This is a genomic window from Yaniella soli, from assembly GCF_054782375.1.
This window is the reverse complement of sequence record NZ_BAAGSP010000006.1, coordinates 65,774-82,106: the sequence shown is the minus strand read 5'-3', so window position 1 is coordinate 82,106 and position 16,333 is coordinate 65,774. Positions and strand designations below refer to the sequence as shown.

Here is a 16,333-nt window from a genome sequence, read left to right as displayed (position 1 = left end):
GCCATGCAGGAAGTCAAGAGGATCCCGACCCAGGACGTGAGGACTCTGCTTGGCCCACCGTGTATTTTCGTTCCGGTGAAACACCATTGACCAGGTAGTCGCCGAGAATGCGCGCCCGATAGATCAGCGGGTTGTGGCTGGCCAGCACCCGGGCGTTGCGCCAGTGGCGGTCGAAAGCCCGGGCCTGCGATGTTGCGGACGCGCCACCAACTTCAAAAATCTTGGTTGCCACTTCGAGCGTGACCGGGGCGATGACCTGTTGGGCCTGATACACCTGCGCATACAACTCATCGATGGCAGCTTCGGGTACCTGGTCACCGGCGGCATCGGCAGCAAAGTGTTCGGCTAGCACCGGTGGAATCGCGTGGAAGATGGTTTCGATTCCAGCGACCTGCGCACTGAGCTCGCCCAGTAACTGCAGCACTTGCGGATCATAACGCACTGTACCCGCTGCACCGTGGCTGAACGTGCGAGTCCGGCTCTGGACGTAGGCGGTACCGTCGCGCAGCACAGCTTTGGCGATGCCGACCAGGGTGGCCAGATGCACGGTTTGCCAGGCGGCCTGACCATAGGCCGTGCGATCCCCCGATTCCAGCCCGAGACCGGCCGGGAAAATCTCTGTTGCATCAACGGTTACGTCGCTGAACGTAGTCGTCCCCGAGGCGGTGAGCCGCTGCCCGAAACCATCCCAGTCATCAACGATGTGCACCCCGGAGGCATCGGCAGGCAGGGCCAATGAAACCGGCTCGTCGTCGTCTCCGGTGGCTGCCACAGCAATCCAATCCGCATACCCGGTGCCGGTCGAATAGTATTTGGTGCCATCGAGTTTCCACTGACCGTCATGATGTGTCAGTCGCGTTGCGGTGGTACCGTGTGCGTTGCCGCGTTCGGTAATGGCGTTGCCAATGATGTCACCGGCACCCAATCGGGTGAGCCACCGGTGGATGAACGCTGCGTGTTCATCGGTGCGGCTCAAGACGTCCTCAACGAAACTCCAGTGCGCACGGAGGGCTTGGGCAAGGTTGGAATCGGCGGCGGCGAGCGCGACGAAGAATGTATAGGCTTGCGGCAGCGACAGACCGTACCCGCCATAGGCTTGCGGGACGCGTAACCGCGTAAAGCCGGCTGCGCGAAGCTTTTCAACCGGTGCCGTATCGATGCCGCCGGCGGCATCGCGGGTTGGTGCGGAGGCCAGAATGTCATCGAATACCGGGTCCAGCTGCTCCCAGAGTTCGGCGATGGTCGCGTCGGTACTGTTGACGACGGGTGTAGCAACGGTCTGTGTCATGTCAGACTCCTACAGATGATCGTGGCGTCGGCAGAACGTCGTCCACGTGCGGCGCCATACTTGCTGAGAACGGTTGGACTCAGCCGAATCATCACCTGGAGCACCCCACTATAGGCAAGAGGGTTGCTGGCTGATCAGCCAGGGCTTAGAAGATCAGCACTCGTGATTCTGGTGACTTAGCTAACCACATTCGCGACGCCTCGGCAAAGTGACATGACATATTACGTAGTATTAGGCATCGGTGAGCACACCATAATTGGGCTCGGCGGTTTTGATTTTGCGGATAATCCACATGGTGACGGGGGCCAGCACGATTTCGACCATGAATTTCCAAACCCACCCGATCAGCACGAAGACGAGGTATTGGCCAAAGGTTTCGATGCCGATCACCGTTGCAGCGATGGCCGAAAACGCGATGGTGTCTAAGAGTTCTCCGACCAGGGTGGACACGGCGATGCGCCCAAAGAGATACCGTTCTCCGCTGCGGCGTTTCATCGCCACCATAATCCACGCGTTCGACAGTTGGCCCATGAGAAAACCGACCAGGGAGGCCAATACGATCAGCGGGACCGGCCCGAGCGTCCTGACCAGAGCCTCTTGACCATCGTAAAATTCGGCCGGCGGCAAGACGATAATGATCCAGTAGGTCAGCGAGGCGAACGCAGACAGTATGAAGGTCGAGTAGATGACCCTGCGGGAGGCTTTGAACCCGTAGACCTCGGAGATGATGTCGCCGACGATGTAGGCCACTGGAAAGAGGAAGAAGCCGCCGTCGGTCAAAAGCGGCCCGAACTGGACCCCTTTGGCAGCACCGATGTTTGACAGGATCAGCACCACGGCCATGATGGCAAACAGGACCGGGTAAATGTGGGTGCCAACCGGGGCATAGTTGCCACTCGGCTGGTTGGCATGGGTTGTTTCAGTCACGAAATCGTCCTTCGTACAAACGTTGTCTCGCGACGGTGTCACGGCCTCGACGGCCCCGTCCTCAGCTGCTGCCCCAGCTGGCGTTGAAATGGTTCATGGATATTGTAATCAAGACTGGCCGTTGGTTTTGAATGGGTCGACGCCGCGGGGCACAAAGACCAGGGTCATGGCCATGCCGATGACCGAAGCCGTGACGGTCATGGTCCAGGAAAGGTGCCAACCATCGGCCGCCGAAGCAATGGCCGACAGCACAACGGGCCCGAAAAAGTTCGCGAGGTTGAACATTTGGGTGATCAGCCCGATGACTGCGGCCGGTGAGCCACCCGGTGGCGCAATGTCGACGGCTTGTCGCGTCACGGTCGTCGGGACCAGGGCGCCAGCAAAAGAGAACACACCTGCGGCCAGTAGTGCCCACACGATGTTGCCTGGCACGGTGCTCCAATCTGGGGCGAACACCACCGTGGAGGTGATGGCCATCGTGGCCAACCCGATGACCAGCAGTCGGCGCGGTGGATGGCCGCGTTGCAGCAGCAGACCGGTCACGACGTTCGCGATCCCATTGAGCCCACCGACAATCGCGGTTGCGATACCGATGATGATGGCCACATCGATCGCGGAGGCCAAGGTTACCTCGCCGAAAATTGTGGGGAGAAAACTCAGCACCGCACCCCATTGCAGGGTGTAGGACGCAAAGATGATCCCCAGCGCCCACGGCAACGGGGTACGAACCGACGAGATAATGACGCGTTTGATGCGGGTCATGTTGACGACGCCTGGTGCATCGGCGGGTACGTTGCGCAGCACAACCGGGATGAAGGCGAGTGTCACCCCGCCCATGATGAACCACCACGTATGCCAGGTGATATCAGTGGCGTTGAGTAATACCGCAGAGATGCCAACGCCGAGAAAGAGTGCGGTGCCTTGAAAGCCGCCCCACCAGCCCATCGCGGCATTGACTTTGTCGGACGGGGCCAGCGCACGCACCATCGCAGGAGCGGCGACCGTGACGAGAATAAAGCCCACGCCCTCGATGGCGCGCGTCGTCATCAACCATCCAGCATTGACTGCGAAACCGCCCGCAACCGATGCGAGGCCCGCACAGAGCATGCCGACGACCACCGTATATTTGGCCCCGATACGTTCTGCCACAACCGAAGCGGCTAGGCCGCCGAGCCCACCGGCCATCTGCACCACGCCGACCAGCGCGCCGGAGGCAACCAGGCTGATGCCGAGGTCGGCTCGAATAAATTCCAGGGCAGAGGGAAGTTTCCAGACGTGCATGGCTGCGAGAATTCCCGTCACCACCACCACGGGCCATGCCCGTGCACCCACCGCCGTTGTTGCCATAACCACAAAGCCTACTCGGGCTGTGCGAAAAAACACTAGACTAAGACCAAACCTGAAGCATTCGATTGAAGGCCCCATTGTGACCACACCTGTCCCAGAGAAATACGATTCCGCACCGAAGCGGCGCAAAAACACCGACCCCAAGACTCGGCTGTCGATGTCGATCTACGGTTTCCTATTGGCCTGGTTGGTGCCCAACATTTTGATGGCCGGCATCGTGGTGATTCTCAACCTCATGCCGCTGGCGGACACGGTGGGTGACCTCACGCCATTGTTGACGTTGGTGGGTCTGTCCGGTCTCGTGCTCGGTTTACCGTTGGCACTGCTGACGAACTGGCTGCTGCGGCATCAGTTGAACCAATCAATCCACATCCTGGCCTACGCCATCATCGGGATGCTCTATGGTCTGACCGTCCTGACGAGCGGCGGCGAAGGACTCATCCCGCTGTTGATTCCGATCATCGGTTTCCCCGCTGCAATTTTGATGGCCCTTGGGCGTTGGGCGGCAACCTCATTTGTCCACGTGATCGAACCGGATACGATCGATGAGAATGTCTGACGACTTGTGACATCACGACATGCGAACATTGGCCTAGGCCATATATGATGGGTGCATGTATAGCATTCATTCACCAGCAGTAACCCTGACCATCGCCGGGTCCGAAGCCACCGGTGGCGCCGGCGCGCAAGCCGACCTGCGAACCTTCCAAGAACTCGGCACCTATGGTGCTGCCGCCTTGACCTGCATTGTCGCGTTTGACCCGAACGATGATTGGAACCACCGTCTGACCCGCGTGGCGCCGGATGTGCTCGAAAACCAGCTGGAGGCCATTCAGGCGAACTTCACCGGTCAACTCGACACCGTCAAACTGGGCATGATGGGCTCGGTCGAGACCATCGAGGTCGTTGCTAACGCCCTGCAATCCCAACAGTGGCAGAATATTGTGCTGGATCCGGTGCTGATCTGTAAGGGCCAAGAGCCTGGCGCAGCGCAAGACACCGACGAAGCGCTCAAGTCCAAGCTGCTACCGCTTGCCACGGTGACGACGCCAAACCATTTTGAGGCCGAGCAGCTTTCCGGCATGAGCATCACCAATCTCGATGAACTCAAGGATGCCGCCCGCAAGATTTATGACACAGCCGGGACCGCGGTGTTGGCCAAAGGCGGTATTCGTCTCGATGGCCCCGAAGCCGTGGATGTGTTCTATGACGGCTCACATCTCGAGGTGCTCAGTGTACCCAAGATTGGCAATCACGCCGTCTCCGGCGCTGGCTGCTCATTGGCCGCGGCCGTGACCGCTGAATTGGCCAAGGGTCGCACCGCGCTGGAAGCCGCGGAACGTGCCAAAGATTTTGTGACCGCCGGGATCACGCAGCGCGTCGAAGCTGCGACGCCGTATGACATCATGTGGCAGGGTGGACTGCGCAGGACGCAGTAGATCCCGTACGGGTCGCTGCGACACAACAGACGTCAGCGCTGGTCACGACGCAGCGGGTGGTCCTGTGGAATCTGGACGAGCACGATCTCGATGCCATCGGGGTCGGCAATCCAGGCTTCCATGAGTCCCCAAAATTCGGTGCGCGGCTCCCGCAACGTCGTCACACCAGCGGCGTCAAGTCGCTGATATTCGGCAGCGACATCCCTCACCTGCATCCACAACGACATGTGGGCTGGGCCAGCGTTGCTGGCGGCGTGCCCCGAGACTTCGAGCAACCCATTGCCGCAGAAGAAGACCATGCCCGGACTGTCGGGCGGGCCAAATTCACGGTGGATGGCCAGACCGAGGGTATCTCGATAGAACGCCTGGGTACGGGCCGGGTCTTGTGGTCGCAGCAAGATGCGGCTACTCAAAATCTCCATAGGGGCTCCTTATTAGATAAAGTCGCGGGGCACCCTGGTGTTCCAGGTCTTTGACGCGACCCGAATTTCGCCTTCATATGCGTCCAACTCAGCGTAAATGTGGAATGATTCGGGGCTCGATGTCAACACGGTCTTGGTGTAGGTGCGCGCGTCCCAGTCACCTCGCCTGAAGCCCATGGTCCACTCGGTTTCACCGCGCACCGAGTTCACATCGGTATCGGCAAACGTATAGCGCTCGACCGCGCGACGGGTGACATCCAAGTCAATGTCTTCGAACCGAACCACCCCGAGATCTTTGACAACTTCAAGTTTTCCGGTCAGATCCACCAGATTGCGACTGACGGTCCAATCGTGTTCATCGGGTTCGATCTGGGTGGTCTCCAACGGCGGGGAACCTTCTGGTTCACCGAACACCGGGGTCAGTTCATCATCGGCCTCCATTGGGCGCACGGGCAAAACCAATGCGCTTTCATTTGGGTCGATGGTGAGTCGCACCGGCTCCGGGGACGGCCACACCACCGGCCAGTATGACGTTGACACCGCAATCCTGACACGATGGCCCGCCGGAAAGGACTGTGCCAGCCCGTTGAGCTGGACTCTAAACTGCTGCGCTGCACCGGGTTCTAGGGGCTGCGGGTTATCGGACCCCGCATAGTGATTCAGATTCAGTACCCCGTAGCTGACGCGTGTGGCAGAGTCATCTGGGGCAACATCGGAAAGGCGAACGGCGACCATAGCTACGGGTTGATCGGCCGAAATCGACAGCTCCACCTCGGGCGACCCCAACAGTTCAAGCCGCTCAGGTAGTGGCTCACTGTCAAAGATCATCGACCCGCCGTCTTCCTCACGCTGGTCGTAGGGCATATCCGGTGGTGCGTTATATGAACACCATTTGCCACCAAACTTCCCAACGGACAACGGGGACTCGACCGTAAGTTCAGGTGACGCGGGGACGTCATCCTGGGTGGTTTCTGGACGCAGGATTCGGTGCCGACCCAGCGGATAACGGGTGTAGTCAATCCGCGGACTGGGCCAACTGCGCTCACCGACCCACCGTCCCGGGCGTTGCTCGTACGTGGTCGCGGGGGCAACGGTGTCTTGCATCCAGATCGCGAGCTCAGGGCCATCCATCGCGCCATTGTCTTTGTCATCTTTGAGCCAATGATCCCACCAGGCCACGACTTCTTGTAAGAATCCTATGGCCGGACCGGGTTGACCCAGATGCGGGTATTTGTGGCTCCAGGGTCCGATCAGACCGCGGGTTGGGGTGTCGAGTCCCGCCAGCAGCCGGAAGACCGCATTGGAGTAGCCGTCGGCCCAACCGCTGGCCGCAAAGACGGGGACCTGCACGTCGGAGTAGTCCTCATTGATTGAGCCGTGGCGCCAGTAGTCATCTTTGCGCTGGTGCTGCAACCATTTCTCTAACCACAGCCCACTGTTTTCAATGCGGTCTTGCCACATCTCACGCCACCGGTCCCCCACGATCGCAGGGTCTGGCGGATTCGAATTATAGGAGAACATGGTTGAAGCCCAGGACAGGTTGTCGGTCAACATCAGTCCGCCCATGTAGTGCACATCATCGGTATAACGATCATCGGTCGAGCACACGGTGACGACCGCGTCTAAACCTTTGGGCTGTCGTGCAGCCACCTGGAGACCGTTGAACCCGCCCCAGGAGATACCCATGATGCCGGATCGACCAGTACACCAGGGCTGGTCGTGCATCCAGGCGAGCACCTCTTCGACGTCGTCGAGTTCTTGGGGCAGGTATTCGTCGGTCAGCACGCCTTCGGAGTCGCCGCAGCCGCGCAGATCAACACGCAAGCAGGCGTAACCGTGGCCAGCCATGTACGGATGGTGAATCGAATCGCGCTTGGCAGTCAGGTCCCGTTTGCGATACGGGATCATCTCCAGTACACCCGGCACTGGATCGTCTTGTGCTGATACGGGTTTCCAGAGTCGCGCGGCCAATCGGGTGCCATCGGACATTGGAATCCAAAGGTGTTCCGTTTCCTCGACGGGATACGGCAAGGAAGTGACGGTGCGCATGAGGCTCCTTATTCAACTTCATCGATTTCAAATATGAGGGCTTCGCGACACTGGTCATAGAGGTGTCGCAGTTCGTCTTCGTTCGCACCGGCGGTGAAGATCTCGGCGAGACTAAAACTGTAACTGTCCTCGCTGTCGGCGTCAGAGAGTCGGGTGCCTTCTTGTGCTGCGATTTCAACGATGACGCCCGGGTGCTGCGCTTCAATGGTCGCGACCTCTTCGTCGGTCGGGACTCTTTGGACGTCACCGTCGGAGAACCGTCGCCAGAACCATTTGGCGGCCATCGGGTATTCGCCTTCGCCGGTGGGCATGTGTGGCTTGTTTCCAAGGGCCAGATCGACCATTGGCGCGTGGTTGGTCACACCGTCCACACTGTGAAACAGTGGGGCGTGTGATTGGGAATGCCGGGTGTTAATCTCGAGTAAGTTCAACCGTTGTGTCGGTTCGTCCCAGAAGTATTCGACATTGAACGTACTGTCTGTCAGACCGATCGATGCAATGATGCGTCGGGTGACGTCTGTCATCCGTGTTTGCACGTCGTCTGGCAGTGCCGAGGGGTAGAGGTATTGCAGGAAGCTCGAGGAGTGTTCATAAGTCGGCGCATCAATCACACCGATAATTTCGACTTGGTCGCCCCAGCTATACCCTTCCACCGTGTATTGCTTGCCACTGGCAGCTTCTTCCACCATGTATGCGCCGCCGGACACCTCTGCGATCTCGGCGGGCAGTTCGAGCTGCTCGAGCACTTCATCGAATGCGGTGCCGACGCGTTCGGCAGCAGCACGTTCTTCGGCCAGGGCGTCTTTGAGTTCTTGGTCGTTTGCAACACGGTGTGCTCCCTCAGAAGAGAAGGATTTAATGGGCTTCACCCATGCTGGATATGACATGTGGTCAGGCAGACGGGCTTGTGGGTCGTCAACATCGATCAGGTCGAATCCCGGGTACTCGGTGATTACTTTTTGTTGTTCGAGTCGGCTCCAGTATTTGTGTTCACATTTGACGACGGCCTCAAGGTTTTTGGAGCGTAACCCATATTTTTCGCAGAGCGGCGGTAACAACATGCTCACCGGGAAGTCCCAGTAGCCCACGATGGCATCGATGGAACCCTCGAAACGCTCGAGTTGTTCCACGGCTTGGCCGTATAAGTCAGAAAATGAGATGAGTCCGCCTTGGAGCTCATCGATCGTCAGGAGGCCGTGGAATGTATACTGCTCGGCATCGGGCAGGTTGGCCAGTTCTTCGTGGCCGAGTTCGTCTAAACCGAGAACAAAAATATTCTGTGTCATTGGGCTTTCCTCCTATTGCGGTGAGCTATTCACCCAAGAGGCCGCATCGGCGCCAATCTAACACACAGAATCATCCGTCAGAAGATTCCACTTCCGCACCCGTGCCACAGCATCGTGGACTCGCGTACTACAACATCGATGATGTTAGGACTCGCCTTGTCCCGTCTGGCCCCTATTGCTGCTATTCGAACTGCCAAGTTCAGGCGGGTCCTGGTTATCCTGCGGCTGGGCGTCTGCCTCGACAGGCTCCTGCGAAGCAGGTGACTGCTCTTGTTCGGGTTCTGCTGCAGCCTGTTGTTGGGTCGGCTGCTGTTGAGGCTGCTCGTCGTCCGACTGCTGTTGTGCAGGCTCATTTGTCGGCTGTTCGTCAGCGGATGGTTCCGGTTCCGGCTGGGCCTGACGTGAGCTGGACTGTGAGGCTTGATTCGTATCGCGCAGATCCGCGCGGTTGTCCTGGGCATCCTCGATAAGTCCGCGAATTTCTTCCAGGTGGGTTTCGAGGGTGGAGATGTATTCTTCTTTGGCGTCACCCCAGGCCAATGCGGCCACGGAGTCGTCGTTTGAAGTATCGGGAATGGCTGTGAGCACCGCGACGGCCTGCTGAGCGTCTGATCGGATCGAGTTCATTTCACCGATGTATTTGGTCAGCTCGGTGACATCATTGGCTGGCGGCGAAGGTGGCAGATCATTGAGACCCGCAATCATCGGGTCAACATAGGACGGCAGAGTGCATTCGGCATCTTTGGAGAAGATGCCACGCTCGTCCTGGCGTGCTTGTTCCTGCGCTGCGTTCAAGGCGTCCAGTGTCTGTTGGTCGTCGACCGAGGCTGGATCAACGACTGCATACCCGGCTTCGACCATTTCCAGCGCGAGATCTTCGCCGTTATGATAAATATCTGCCCAAAGTTCACCATTTGGCGCATTCGCGTAGGCTTCGATTTCGACATCCAGCGAGGTACCTTCACCAGCAAGACTGGCGAGATGCTCGCGAGCCTCGCCCGCCATGCAGGTATCAAGTGTGTCTGGCACATCTTCTTCCGTTGGCAACGGGGCGCGCACGCTTTGGAAACGAATCACGTCCAGCCCGGTCGTGCGATTGACCTCCATGGACTGGCCGGTCAAGACAGCGTTGACGACCACAGGATCATCACCGCGGGTCATAGCTTTGACCACCGAAGTCACGGTCAAGGCAAGCATAACGACTGCAACGACGACGAAGGTGATCATCACCGGTGTGGTCAGGCGGCTATTGCGCCGAGTGGACGATTTTGGCATAACTTTTCTTGCTACTTATCGGACATATGTGGATACCAGCAGACAGCTGACTCAAACAGATTCTACAGTGGACGTCAATTCTGACCTATTTCACCACAGGTCTCCGTGAGCCAGCTGGAAATACTTCGGTCTGACGCACAGTGAGAGCTGACAAGGCGTTGTCATGTTTCTACACTGGAACCAGTCAACTTTCCGTTGGGAGAAAGCAGCTCGCCGTGACAAATCAACACAATATGGAACGCACGATCGCCGCAGAACAGCGTGCACTGAACGATCCCACGGACCGCAAGCCGGCCCAACGCCTCCCGGCTTCCGCCATGGGATACGCGCTAAAGCGCGCCATCCAAAAGTTCCTGATCGATAAGGGAACAGACCGTGCTGCCATCCTGACGTACTTCGCGGTGCTGTCACTAGCACCGACACTGTTGGCCGTGTTCTCGGTACTCACCCTCGTGTTAGCCTCCGCTGCCGATACGGTAGAGAACTTCGTTGAAGATTTCGTCTCTCAAGCTGTTCCGTCCGAGTATCAGGCGCTCGTCACCGACGTGCTCAACACCATGACAGATTCGGCATCGGGCGGCGTGATCGCGCTGATCATCGGTGCCGTTGTGGCCCTGTGGTCAGCATCGGCGTATGTCAAAGCGTTCTCGCGCAACATGAACAACATTTATGGCGTGGTTGAAGGCCGCTCAGCCGTCCGTTTTAACCTCACCATGTTGATCATCACGTTAGCCGTGGTGATCATCGTGGTGGCTGCACTGGTCTCCCTGGCCCTGAACGACACCATCATCAATGCGGTGTTCGCCCCGGTTGCACAGGCCCTCGGCGCTGAATCTGCCCTGGAGACGATGACGGATACCTTCCTGCCTGTGTGGACGTGGGTGAAATACCCAGTGGTACTTATCCTCGTGGTCACATTGGTTGGGGTCCTCTATCATTTCACCGGCAACGTAGAACGCCGCTTCCGGTTGTTTTCGATCGGTGCAATCTTCGCGGTGATTGGGATTCTGGTGGCCGGCGTCGCCATGGTCATCTACCTAACCTACTTCGCTTCATACTCGTCCTACGGCATGATCGGGACCGTGATGGCGGTGCTGTTTGTGGTGTGGGTCTTCAACATCGTGATGTTCCTCGGCGCAGAAATCGATGTCGAAATACTCCGGGCACGCCAGCTCGTCGCCGGTATCCCGGCCGAGGGACAGCTGAAAATCCGTCCGCGTTCGGTGTCCACCGTTGAAAAACAGGTCGAGAAGTACAACTCGACCGTGGAGGACGGTACGGTACTACGCCGTTCCCTGTCTGTGGTCGGCGACGATACAGAGGATGAGTAATGGCTCTACCGCACACAATGGCGGCCGTCTTGCTGATCGGACATGGCGGGTTGGATAAGCTTGAGTATCGAACCGATGTCTCCGTCCCACAACCTGCCGCTGATGAAGTCCTGATTCAGGTCGATGCTGCAGCCGTCAACAACACCGATATCAATACTCGATTGGGCTGGTATTCGAAAACCGTCGAGGAGGCTACCAATGTCGGTGGGGCTGAAGGTTTCAGCGAGATCTCCAACGATGACGCTGGCTGGTCTGGCACCCCGTTGAAATTTCCACGCATTCAAGGCGCCGACGTTGTGGGGCACATTGTTGCCGTCGGTAGTGCGGTGGATGCCTCCCGTATCGGCGAGCGGGTGATGGTCCGGAACATGTTGCGCCACTATGTGGATCGGCGCCACTATGAAAGCTGGACGTTGGGAAGCGAATGCGACGGCGGATTCGCGCAGTTTGTGGCCATCGCATCTGCCGAAACACACGCGGTCCTCTCCGATTGGTCAGATGCTGCACTCGCTGCGGTGCCGTGCTCGTAACCACAGCAGAGAACATGCTGGATCGTGCTGACGTTGGGGCGGAACGCGTACTCATCACTGGTGCGTCAGGTGGGGTCGGGCTGGCAGCCGTCCAGCTGGCACACCGACGCGGTGCCGAAGTCATCGGCGTGAGCTCTCCCGCGAAGGCCCAAGCTGTGCGTGATGCAGGCGCCGCGCAGGTCATCGACCGCGCTGAACACCCCGTCGAAGTGCTCGGCGAGCGGTCCGTCGACGTCGTACTCGATATTGTTGGTGGCAACGGGTAGCCGATGTCCTGAAAACCTTGAAACTCGGTGGCCGCTATGCGGTGGCCGCGGCAATCGGTGGATCACTGGCCCAGATCGATTTGCGCACGGTGTATCTCCAGGATCTGAGCTTGCTGGCATGCACGTTCCAGGAAGACGAGGTCTTTACCAATCTGATTGGGGATGTGGAACGCAATGAGATCGCTCCGTTGGTCTCGCAGACGTATGAGCTCAAAGAGATTCGTGCGGCGCAACAGGATTTCATCGACAAAACCTATCCCGGCAAACTTGTGCTTGTGCCACCGGTAGTATTGGAACAGTAGCACATTGCCTATCCCATAACGGCGTAACGGACCGTAATGGCCTGCTATGCGTATCACACAGGCAGCCGAAAAGGTCTCAAAAGGATACTCCCGCTTGCTGTTGACAGCCGGTGGGCGTCCCGTAGAAGATGACATCGCGGCGGTCAAAGCAGTGTGGGAACACATTGGAGAACGTGCACGTCTGGCCGTGGATGGGAATCGGGGCTTGACGGGTCAGGGCGTACTGCGGCTCAGTAGGGAATGCCGAGATGTTCCCTTTGTTTTAGAGCAACCATGCAGTACCTTGCAAGAAAATCTAGCGGTCCGCGAGCGCCTCCGTCATCCGTTATATCTGGAGAGTCCACCGAGAACCTGTCAACTGCCCTGGACGCGGTCGGCCAGGAGCTGTGCGACGGGTTCGGTATGAAAATCACACGCATTGGTGGGATTCGCCCCATGACACAAGTGCGGGATATGTGCCAGATACGGTCGCGACCACATACCTGCGACGATTCATGGGGTGGCAACATTATCGCAGCAGCCTGCACCCATGTATCGGCCACTGTGCACCCCAAACTTAACGAGGGAACCTGGATTGCCGCACCATATTTGGATGATGTTCATTATGACCCGGCCAACCCGGTCGATGTTGTAGACGGCTATATTCAACTCCCCGACGGGCCGGGGCTCGGGGTCGTTGTCGATGAGTCAGTGTTGGGTGAGCCCATTGCAGTCATCGAATAACTTTCGTAGTTCACACCGGCATCGGTAGCCGAGCGGTCCGGCCACCATCGACAACCAGTACCTGACCGGTCACAAAACTTGCACGCTGACTGGCCAGATACACTGCGGCGCCACCGATATCCGCGGGCGTGCCGACCCGGCCGACCGGGTGTAGGCGGTTCAAATCATCACGTGCCGAACCATCGGGCGAGAGCGAGTCAATGTACTGCTCGCTGAGTTCAGAGCTGATCCACCCCGGCGCAATGGCGTTACACCGGACGCCAAGCTCACCGAGGTCCACTGCGAGTGCACGGGTCATTCCATGAATGCCGGCTTTCGAAGTGACATACAGGACGTGTTCTGGGTTCGCGGCCATACCTTCGATGGAGCCGATGTTAATGATGCTGCCGCCGTGCTGCTGTAGGTGCGGCAGTGCGGCTTGAATGAGAAAGACCGGGGCACGCATATTGACGTTTGCCATTTGGTCCCATTCATCCGGGGTGATGTCGGCGATGCTACGTTCCCACATCACGCCGCTGTTATTGACCAAAATATCGACTCCGCCGAAGTGTGTTACCGTGCCTTCGATCACCGCGGGCAACTGTTTCAGGTCACCGAGATCTGCGCTGATGTGTGCCACGCGTGGATGATTGGCGAGCTCTTCGTCGAGGTTGCGACGTTGCACGACGACGACGTTGGCACCTTCGGCTAAGAATTGCTCGGTAATGCCTCGCCCGATCCCGCGGCCGCCACCGGTGACCAGAGCAGTTTTGTTCTCTAGCAGCATGCCTGCCCTTTCACCATGTTGGATTACCTGAGCACGGGAGAATCGCGATGAGATGGTACAACAATGCCGTCTCAAAGAATTCTTTGAGACGGCATGCGTTATGGAAAGTTATTTTTTACCGCGGTCCAGGCCCAAGCGAGTCAGGGGAACACCGTCGATAGCGCCGTCAATGGTCTTTTCGGCTTCTTCGTGGTCGACGTCAAGGACGAGTGCGACTTCAGCGACCACCATGTCTTTGGCTTCCTGATACAGGTTGCGCTCAGCCATGGAAAGTTCTTTTTCTTGCTGGCGACGGTACAGGTCGCGGGCGACTTCTGCGACATTGTCGAGGTCACCGGTTGCCAGCTTCTCGCGCAGTGCTTTGAGACGGCGCGACCACTGTGTTTCGAGTTTGTCACCGGTCTTGGCCAGTAGCGACATGAGTTTGCGCAACCGCGTATGGCTGGCCAAGTCACGGACACCAATTTCTGTCAGGCTGTCTTCGGGAACGGCGATCTGTAGGCGCTGATCTTCTACTTCAAGCACTACGTACTCGACATCTTCACCTTTGACCTTCCTGGTTTTGCGCTCAACGACCTCTGCAGGACCGTGCTGAGGGTGAACTACGAATTTACCAAGGGTCAGACGCATGTGCGGTGGGCACCTTTCATTGGGCAGGAACGACAAGCTGCAAGGAGTCCAAGACGAAAATGGGCACAGCTGTCGCAAACAGTCTAGCGATCTCACTGTAACAGCGGCATGTCGAATCGGCAACGCAAGCCGGATCAAAATAAGCTTATTGGCCCAGATGTTCTTGCGCAGCTAAAAATTCATACACCGCGACGTCATCCACACCCGGAAAAGACCCCGGCGGCATGGCTGCCAACATATGCGCATTCGTGCGAGCCGCCGGCCACGCGTATCCACCCCACTGCGCCTCTAACTCAGCCGAGGGTGTGCGGCAGCAGGTGGGGTCCGGACAGTTCGATCGGGACCGCTCGGCGGTGTCTGCCCCACGAAACCAGCGTGCTTGATTAAATGGGATGCCCACGGACAGGGAAAACAGTGAGGAATGCGAGGGTTCCACCACCGCGGTGCACCAGAACGTCCCGACCACGGTGTCGGTGTACTGGTTAAACGGGCGGAAACGGTCGCTGGTGCCAAAGACTTCACGCGAGGTCCAATACCGACAGGCGGCTTGCCCTTCAATGGCACCGATCGAATCCACCGGAAAATTGACCCCGTCATTTTCATATGCCTTGTGCAAGACACCAGATTCATGCACTTTCTGGAAGTGGCATTCGATGTCGAGATGATGTGTAGCAAGGTTGGTAAATCGATGGGCTGCAGATTCATAGGACACCGAATAGGCATCTCGGATATCCTCAATCGCAAGGTCACGGTCATTCTTACGGCGCCGCAACTGTTTGACCAAAGACTTTTCCGGCATGAGCAACGCAGCCGTCATGTAGTTGGTGGACACGCGTTGCCGCAAGAAATCCTTATAATCCACGGGCTCACCATGTCCGAGCACGTACGACACCAATGCCTGCAGGGCAACAGAACGAGGATCGTGGTCCGGATTGCGGGAGTCTGCCAGAAAAATGATGCGGTTCTTGAGATCTGTGACAGACCGCGTGGAGTGTGGCAGCGAGGAAATGAAGCGCAGCTCAAAATTGAGATGGTCGGCTATATCAGCGATGGCGTGATAGGACAGCGGGCCTTCATCATGTCCGACTGCGGTGAGCAGTTCAGACGCCTGGGTTTCAAGTTCGGCATAGTAGTTGTTGCGTTCCCGTTGTTCCTTTCGCATCGCGACATTGGCGCGTCGCGCTTCTTCGGGCGTGGCGGCCTGTTCAGCATATTGGCGCCGCAGCTCACGGGTCAGACCATCAATGACCTCCAATACCGGCGTGGACATACCAGACGAGACCCGGATATTTGGCAGACCCATGGCCTGCCAATGCGGGGCGCGCTGAGCTTTCTCCACTGAAATTTCCAGTGCGGCACGCGCCGATGGTGCCTCCGGGTTCAGCAGATCGGCAACTTCTACGCCAAGAAGGTCCGCGGTCTGCGACAGTAACGAGACTCTTGGCTCGCGCTTGCCATTTTCAATCATTGATAGATGCGACGCCGTGGCGCCGAGCTTGGACGCTAAGCCATCCAGTGTCATGGCTGCCTCTGTTCGAAAGTGTCGTAGACGATGACCCAAAATCACCGGATCGATCCGGTCTGGCACTGTCGCCTCTGATGACTCTGGATTGGTACCCGCGTCGGGATCTGTGGCTGAAGTCATAGTAGCAGCATAGTAAACAATCGGAGATTTTCACAACAACACGGCATACGCCCCTCCAGTAGCCGCCAAAAACGAGGCTGCTCGAACATAGACGAAGAAGATTTCTG

Annotated in this window: 16 protein-coding genes, 1 pseudogene and 1 riboswitch; of the genes and pseudogenes, 7 read left to right on the top strand and 10 right to left on the bottom strand. The window is 57.9% G+C overall.

Annotated features, from left to right (window positions below; genetic code table 11):
* Window positions 1-13 precede the first annotated feature (13 nt).
* The 3 genes from ACYVJT_RS04790 to ACYVJT_RS04780 form a co-directional block, all read right to left on the bottom strand.
* Window positions 14-1,288: an acyl-CoA dehydrogenase family protein gene (locus ACYVJT_RS04790; RefSeq protein ID WP_343956561.1), complete on the bottom strand. Its 1,275-nt coding sequence runs from the start codon at window positions 1,286-1,288 to the stop codon at window positions 14-16.
* Between the two features lie 51 nt (window positions 1,289-1,339).
* A riboswitch (SAM riboswitch) is annotated at window positions 1,340-1,456 on the bottom strand.
* A 63-nt stretch (window positions 1,457-1,519) separates the two neighbouring features.
* The gene (locus tag ACYVJT_RS04785) at window positions 1,520-2,215 is read right to left on the bottom strand and encodes a queuosine precursor transporter (protein ID WP_343956560.1); all 696 of its coding nucleotides are present in this window, start codon (window positions 2,213-2,215) and stop codon (window positions 1,520-1,522) included.
* 108 nt (window positions 2,216-2,323) lie between these two features.
* A complete protein-coding gene (locus ACYVJT_RS04780; protein WP_343956559.1) occupies window positions 2,324-3,562 on the bottom strand; it encodes an MFS transporter in 1,239 nt (412 codons plus the stop codon).
* A gap of 79 nt (window positions 3,563-3,641) precedes the next feature.
* Here ACYVJT_RS04780 and ACYVJT_RS04775 point away from each other — a divergent pair, with 79 nt between their 5' ends.
* Both ACYVJT_RS04775 and thiD read left to right on the top strand, forming a co-directional pair.
* A complete protein-coding gene (locus tag ACYVJT_RS04775; protein ID WP_343956558.1) occupies window positions 3,642-4,121 on the top strand; it encodes a hypothetical protein in 480 nt (159 codons plus the stop codon).
* 55 nt (window positions 4,122-4,176) lie between these two features.
* Window positions 4,177-5,001, top strand: coding sequence for a bifunctional hydroxymethylpyrimidine kinase/phosphomethylpyrimidine kinase (gene thiD, locus ACYVJT_RS04770; protein ID WP_343956557.1), 825 nt, complete (start codon window positions 4,177-4,179; stop codon window positions 4,999-5,001).
* A 32-nt stretch (window positions 5,002-5,033) separates the two neighbouring features.
* Here the strand turns inward: thiD and ACYVJT_RS04765 are convergent, their stop codons facing one another.
* From ACYVJT_RS04765 to ACYVJT_RS04750, 4 genes are all read right to left on the bottom strand, one after another.
* Entirely contained in the window at window positions 5,034-5,423 is a 390-nt protein-coding gene (locus ACYVJT_RS04765) for a VOC family protein (RefSeq protein WP_343956556.1), read from the bottom strand.
* Window positions 5,424-5,435: 12 nt separating this feature from the next.
* Window positions 5,436-7,472, bottom strand: coding sequence for a CocE/NonD family hydrolase (locus tag ACYVJT_RS04760; protein WP_343956555.1), 2,037 nt, complete (start codon window positions 7,470-7,472; stop codon window positions 5,436-5,438).
* A gap of 8 nt (window positions 7,473-7,480) precedes the next feature.
* Window positions 7,481-8,758 (bottom strand): ATP-grasp domain-containing protein, encoded by a 1,278-nt coding sequence (locus ACYVJT_RS04755; RefSeq protein ID WP_343956554.1) that lies wholly within the window; start codon window positions 8,756-8,758, stop codon window positions 7,481-7,483.
* Window positions 8,759-8,902: 144 nt separating this feature from the next.
* Complete coding sequence (locus ACYVJT_RS04750; RefSeq protein WP_343956553.1) at window positions 8,903-10,033, bottom strand: thermonuclease family protein; 1,131 nt, start codon at window positions 10,031-10,033, stop codon at window positions 8,903-8,905.
* 215 nt (window positions 10,034-10,248) lie between these two features.
* Between ACYVJT_RS04750 and ACYVJT_RS04745 the strand changes: the two genes are divergently transcribed.
* The 5 genes and pseudogenes from ACYVJT_RS04745 to ACYVJT_RS04725 all read left to right on the top strand — a co-directional run bounded on the left by ACYVJT_RS04745 (window position 10,249) and on the right by ACYVJT_RS04725 (window position 13,185).
* Window positions 10,249-11,364, top strand: a complete 1,116-nt coding sequence (locus tag ACYVJT_RS04745) for a YihY/virulence factor BrkB family protein (protein WP_343956552.1) — start codon at window positions 10,249-10,251, stop codon at window positions 11,362-11,364.
* Window positions 11,364-11,894 (top strand): alcohol dehydrogenase catalytic domain-containing protein, encoded by a 531-nt coding sequence (locus ACYVJT_RS04740; protein WP_343956551.1) that lies wholly within the window; start codon window positions 11,364-11,366, stop codon window positions 11,892-11,894. The genes ACYVJT_RS04745 and ACYVJT_RS04740 overlap by 1 nt, the downstream gene beginning before the upstream one ends.
* The gene (locus tag ACYVJT_RS04735) at window positions 11,885-12,160 is read left to right on the top strand and encodes a zinc-binding dehydrogenase (protein WP_343956550.1); all 276 of its coding nucleotides are present in this window, start codon (window positions 11,885-11,887) and stop codon (window positions 12,158-12,160) included. Before ACYVJT_RS04740 ends, ACYVJT_RS04735 begins: the two co-directional genes overlap by 10 nt.
* A gap of 17 nt (window positions 12,161-12,177) precedes the next feature.
* Window positions 12,178-12,462, top strand: a complete 285-nt coding sequence (locus ACYVJT_RS04730) for an MDR/zinc-dependent alcohol dehydrogenase-like family protein (RefSeq protein WP_343956549.1) — start codon at window positions 12,178-12,180, stop codon at window positions 12,460-12,462.
* A 46-nt stretch (window positions 12,463-12,508) separates the two neighbouring features.
* Window positions 12,509-13,185 (top strand): annotated as a pseudogene (locus ACYVJT_RS04725) (enolase C-terminal domain-like protein).
* Between the two features lie 10 nt (window positions 13,186-13,195).
* On the opposite strand, the gene ACYVJT_RS04720 reads toward ACYVJT_RS04725, so the two are convergent.
* From ACYVJT_RS04720 to ACYVJT_RS04710, 3 genes are all read right to left on the bottom strand, one after another.
* Complete coding sequence (locus ACYVJT_RS04720) at window positions 13,196-13,951, bottom strand: SDR family NAD(P)-dependent oxidoreductase (protein ID WP_343956547.1); 756 nt, start codon at window positions 13,949-13,951, stop codon at window positions 13,196-13,198.
* A 108-nt stretch (window positions 13,952-14,059) separates the two neighbouring features.
* A complete protein-coding gene (locus ACYVJT_RS04715; protein ID WP_343956546.1) occupies window positions 14,060-14,581 on the bottom strand; it encodes a CarD family transcriptional regulator in 522 nt (173 codons plus the stop codon).
* Window positions 14,582-14,726: 145 nt separating this feature from the next.
* Window positions 14,727-16,226: a helix-turn-helix domain-containing protein gene (locus ACYVJT_RS04710; RefSeq protein WP_343956545.1), complete on the bottom strand. Its 1,500-nt coding sequence runs from the start codon at window positions 16,224-16,226 to the stop codon at window positions 14,727-14,729.
* Window positions 16,227-16,333: the final 107 nt, after the last annotated feature.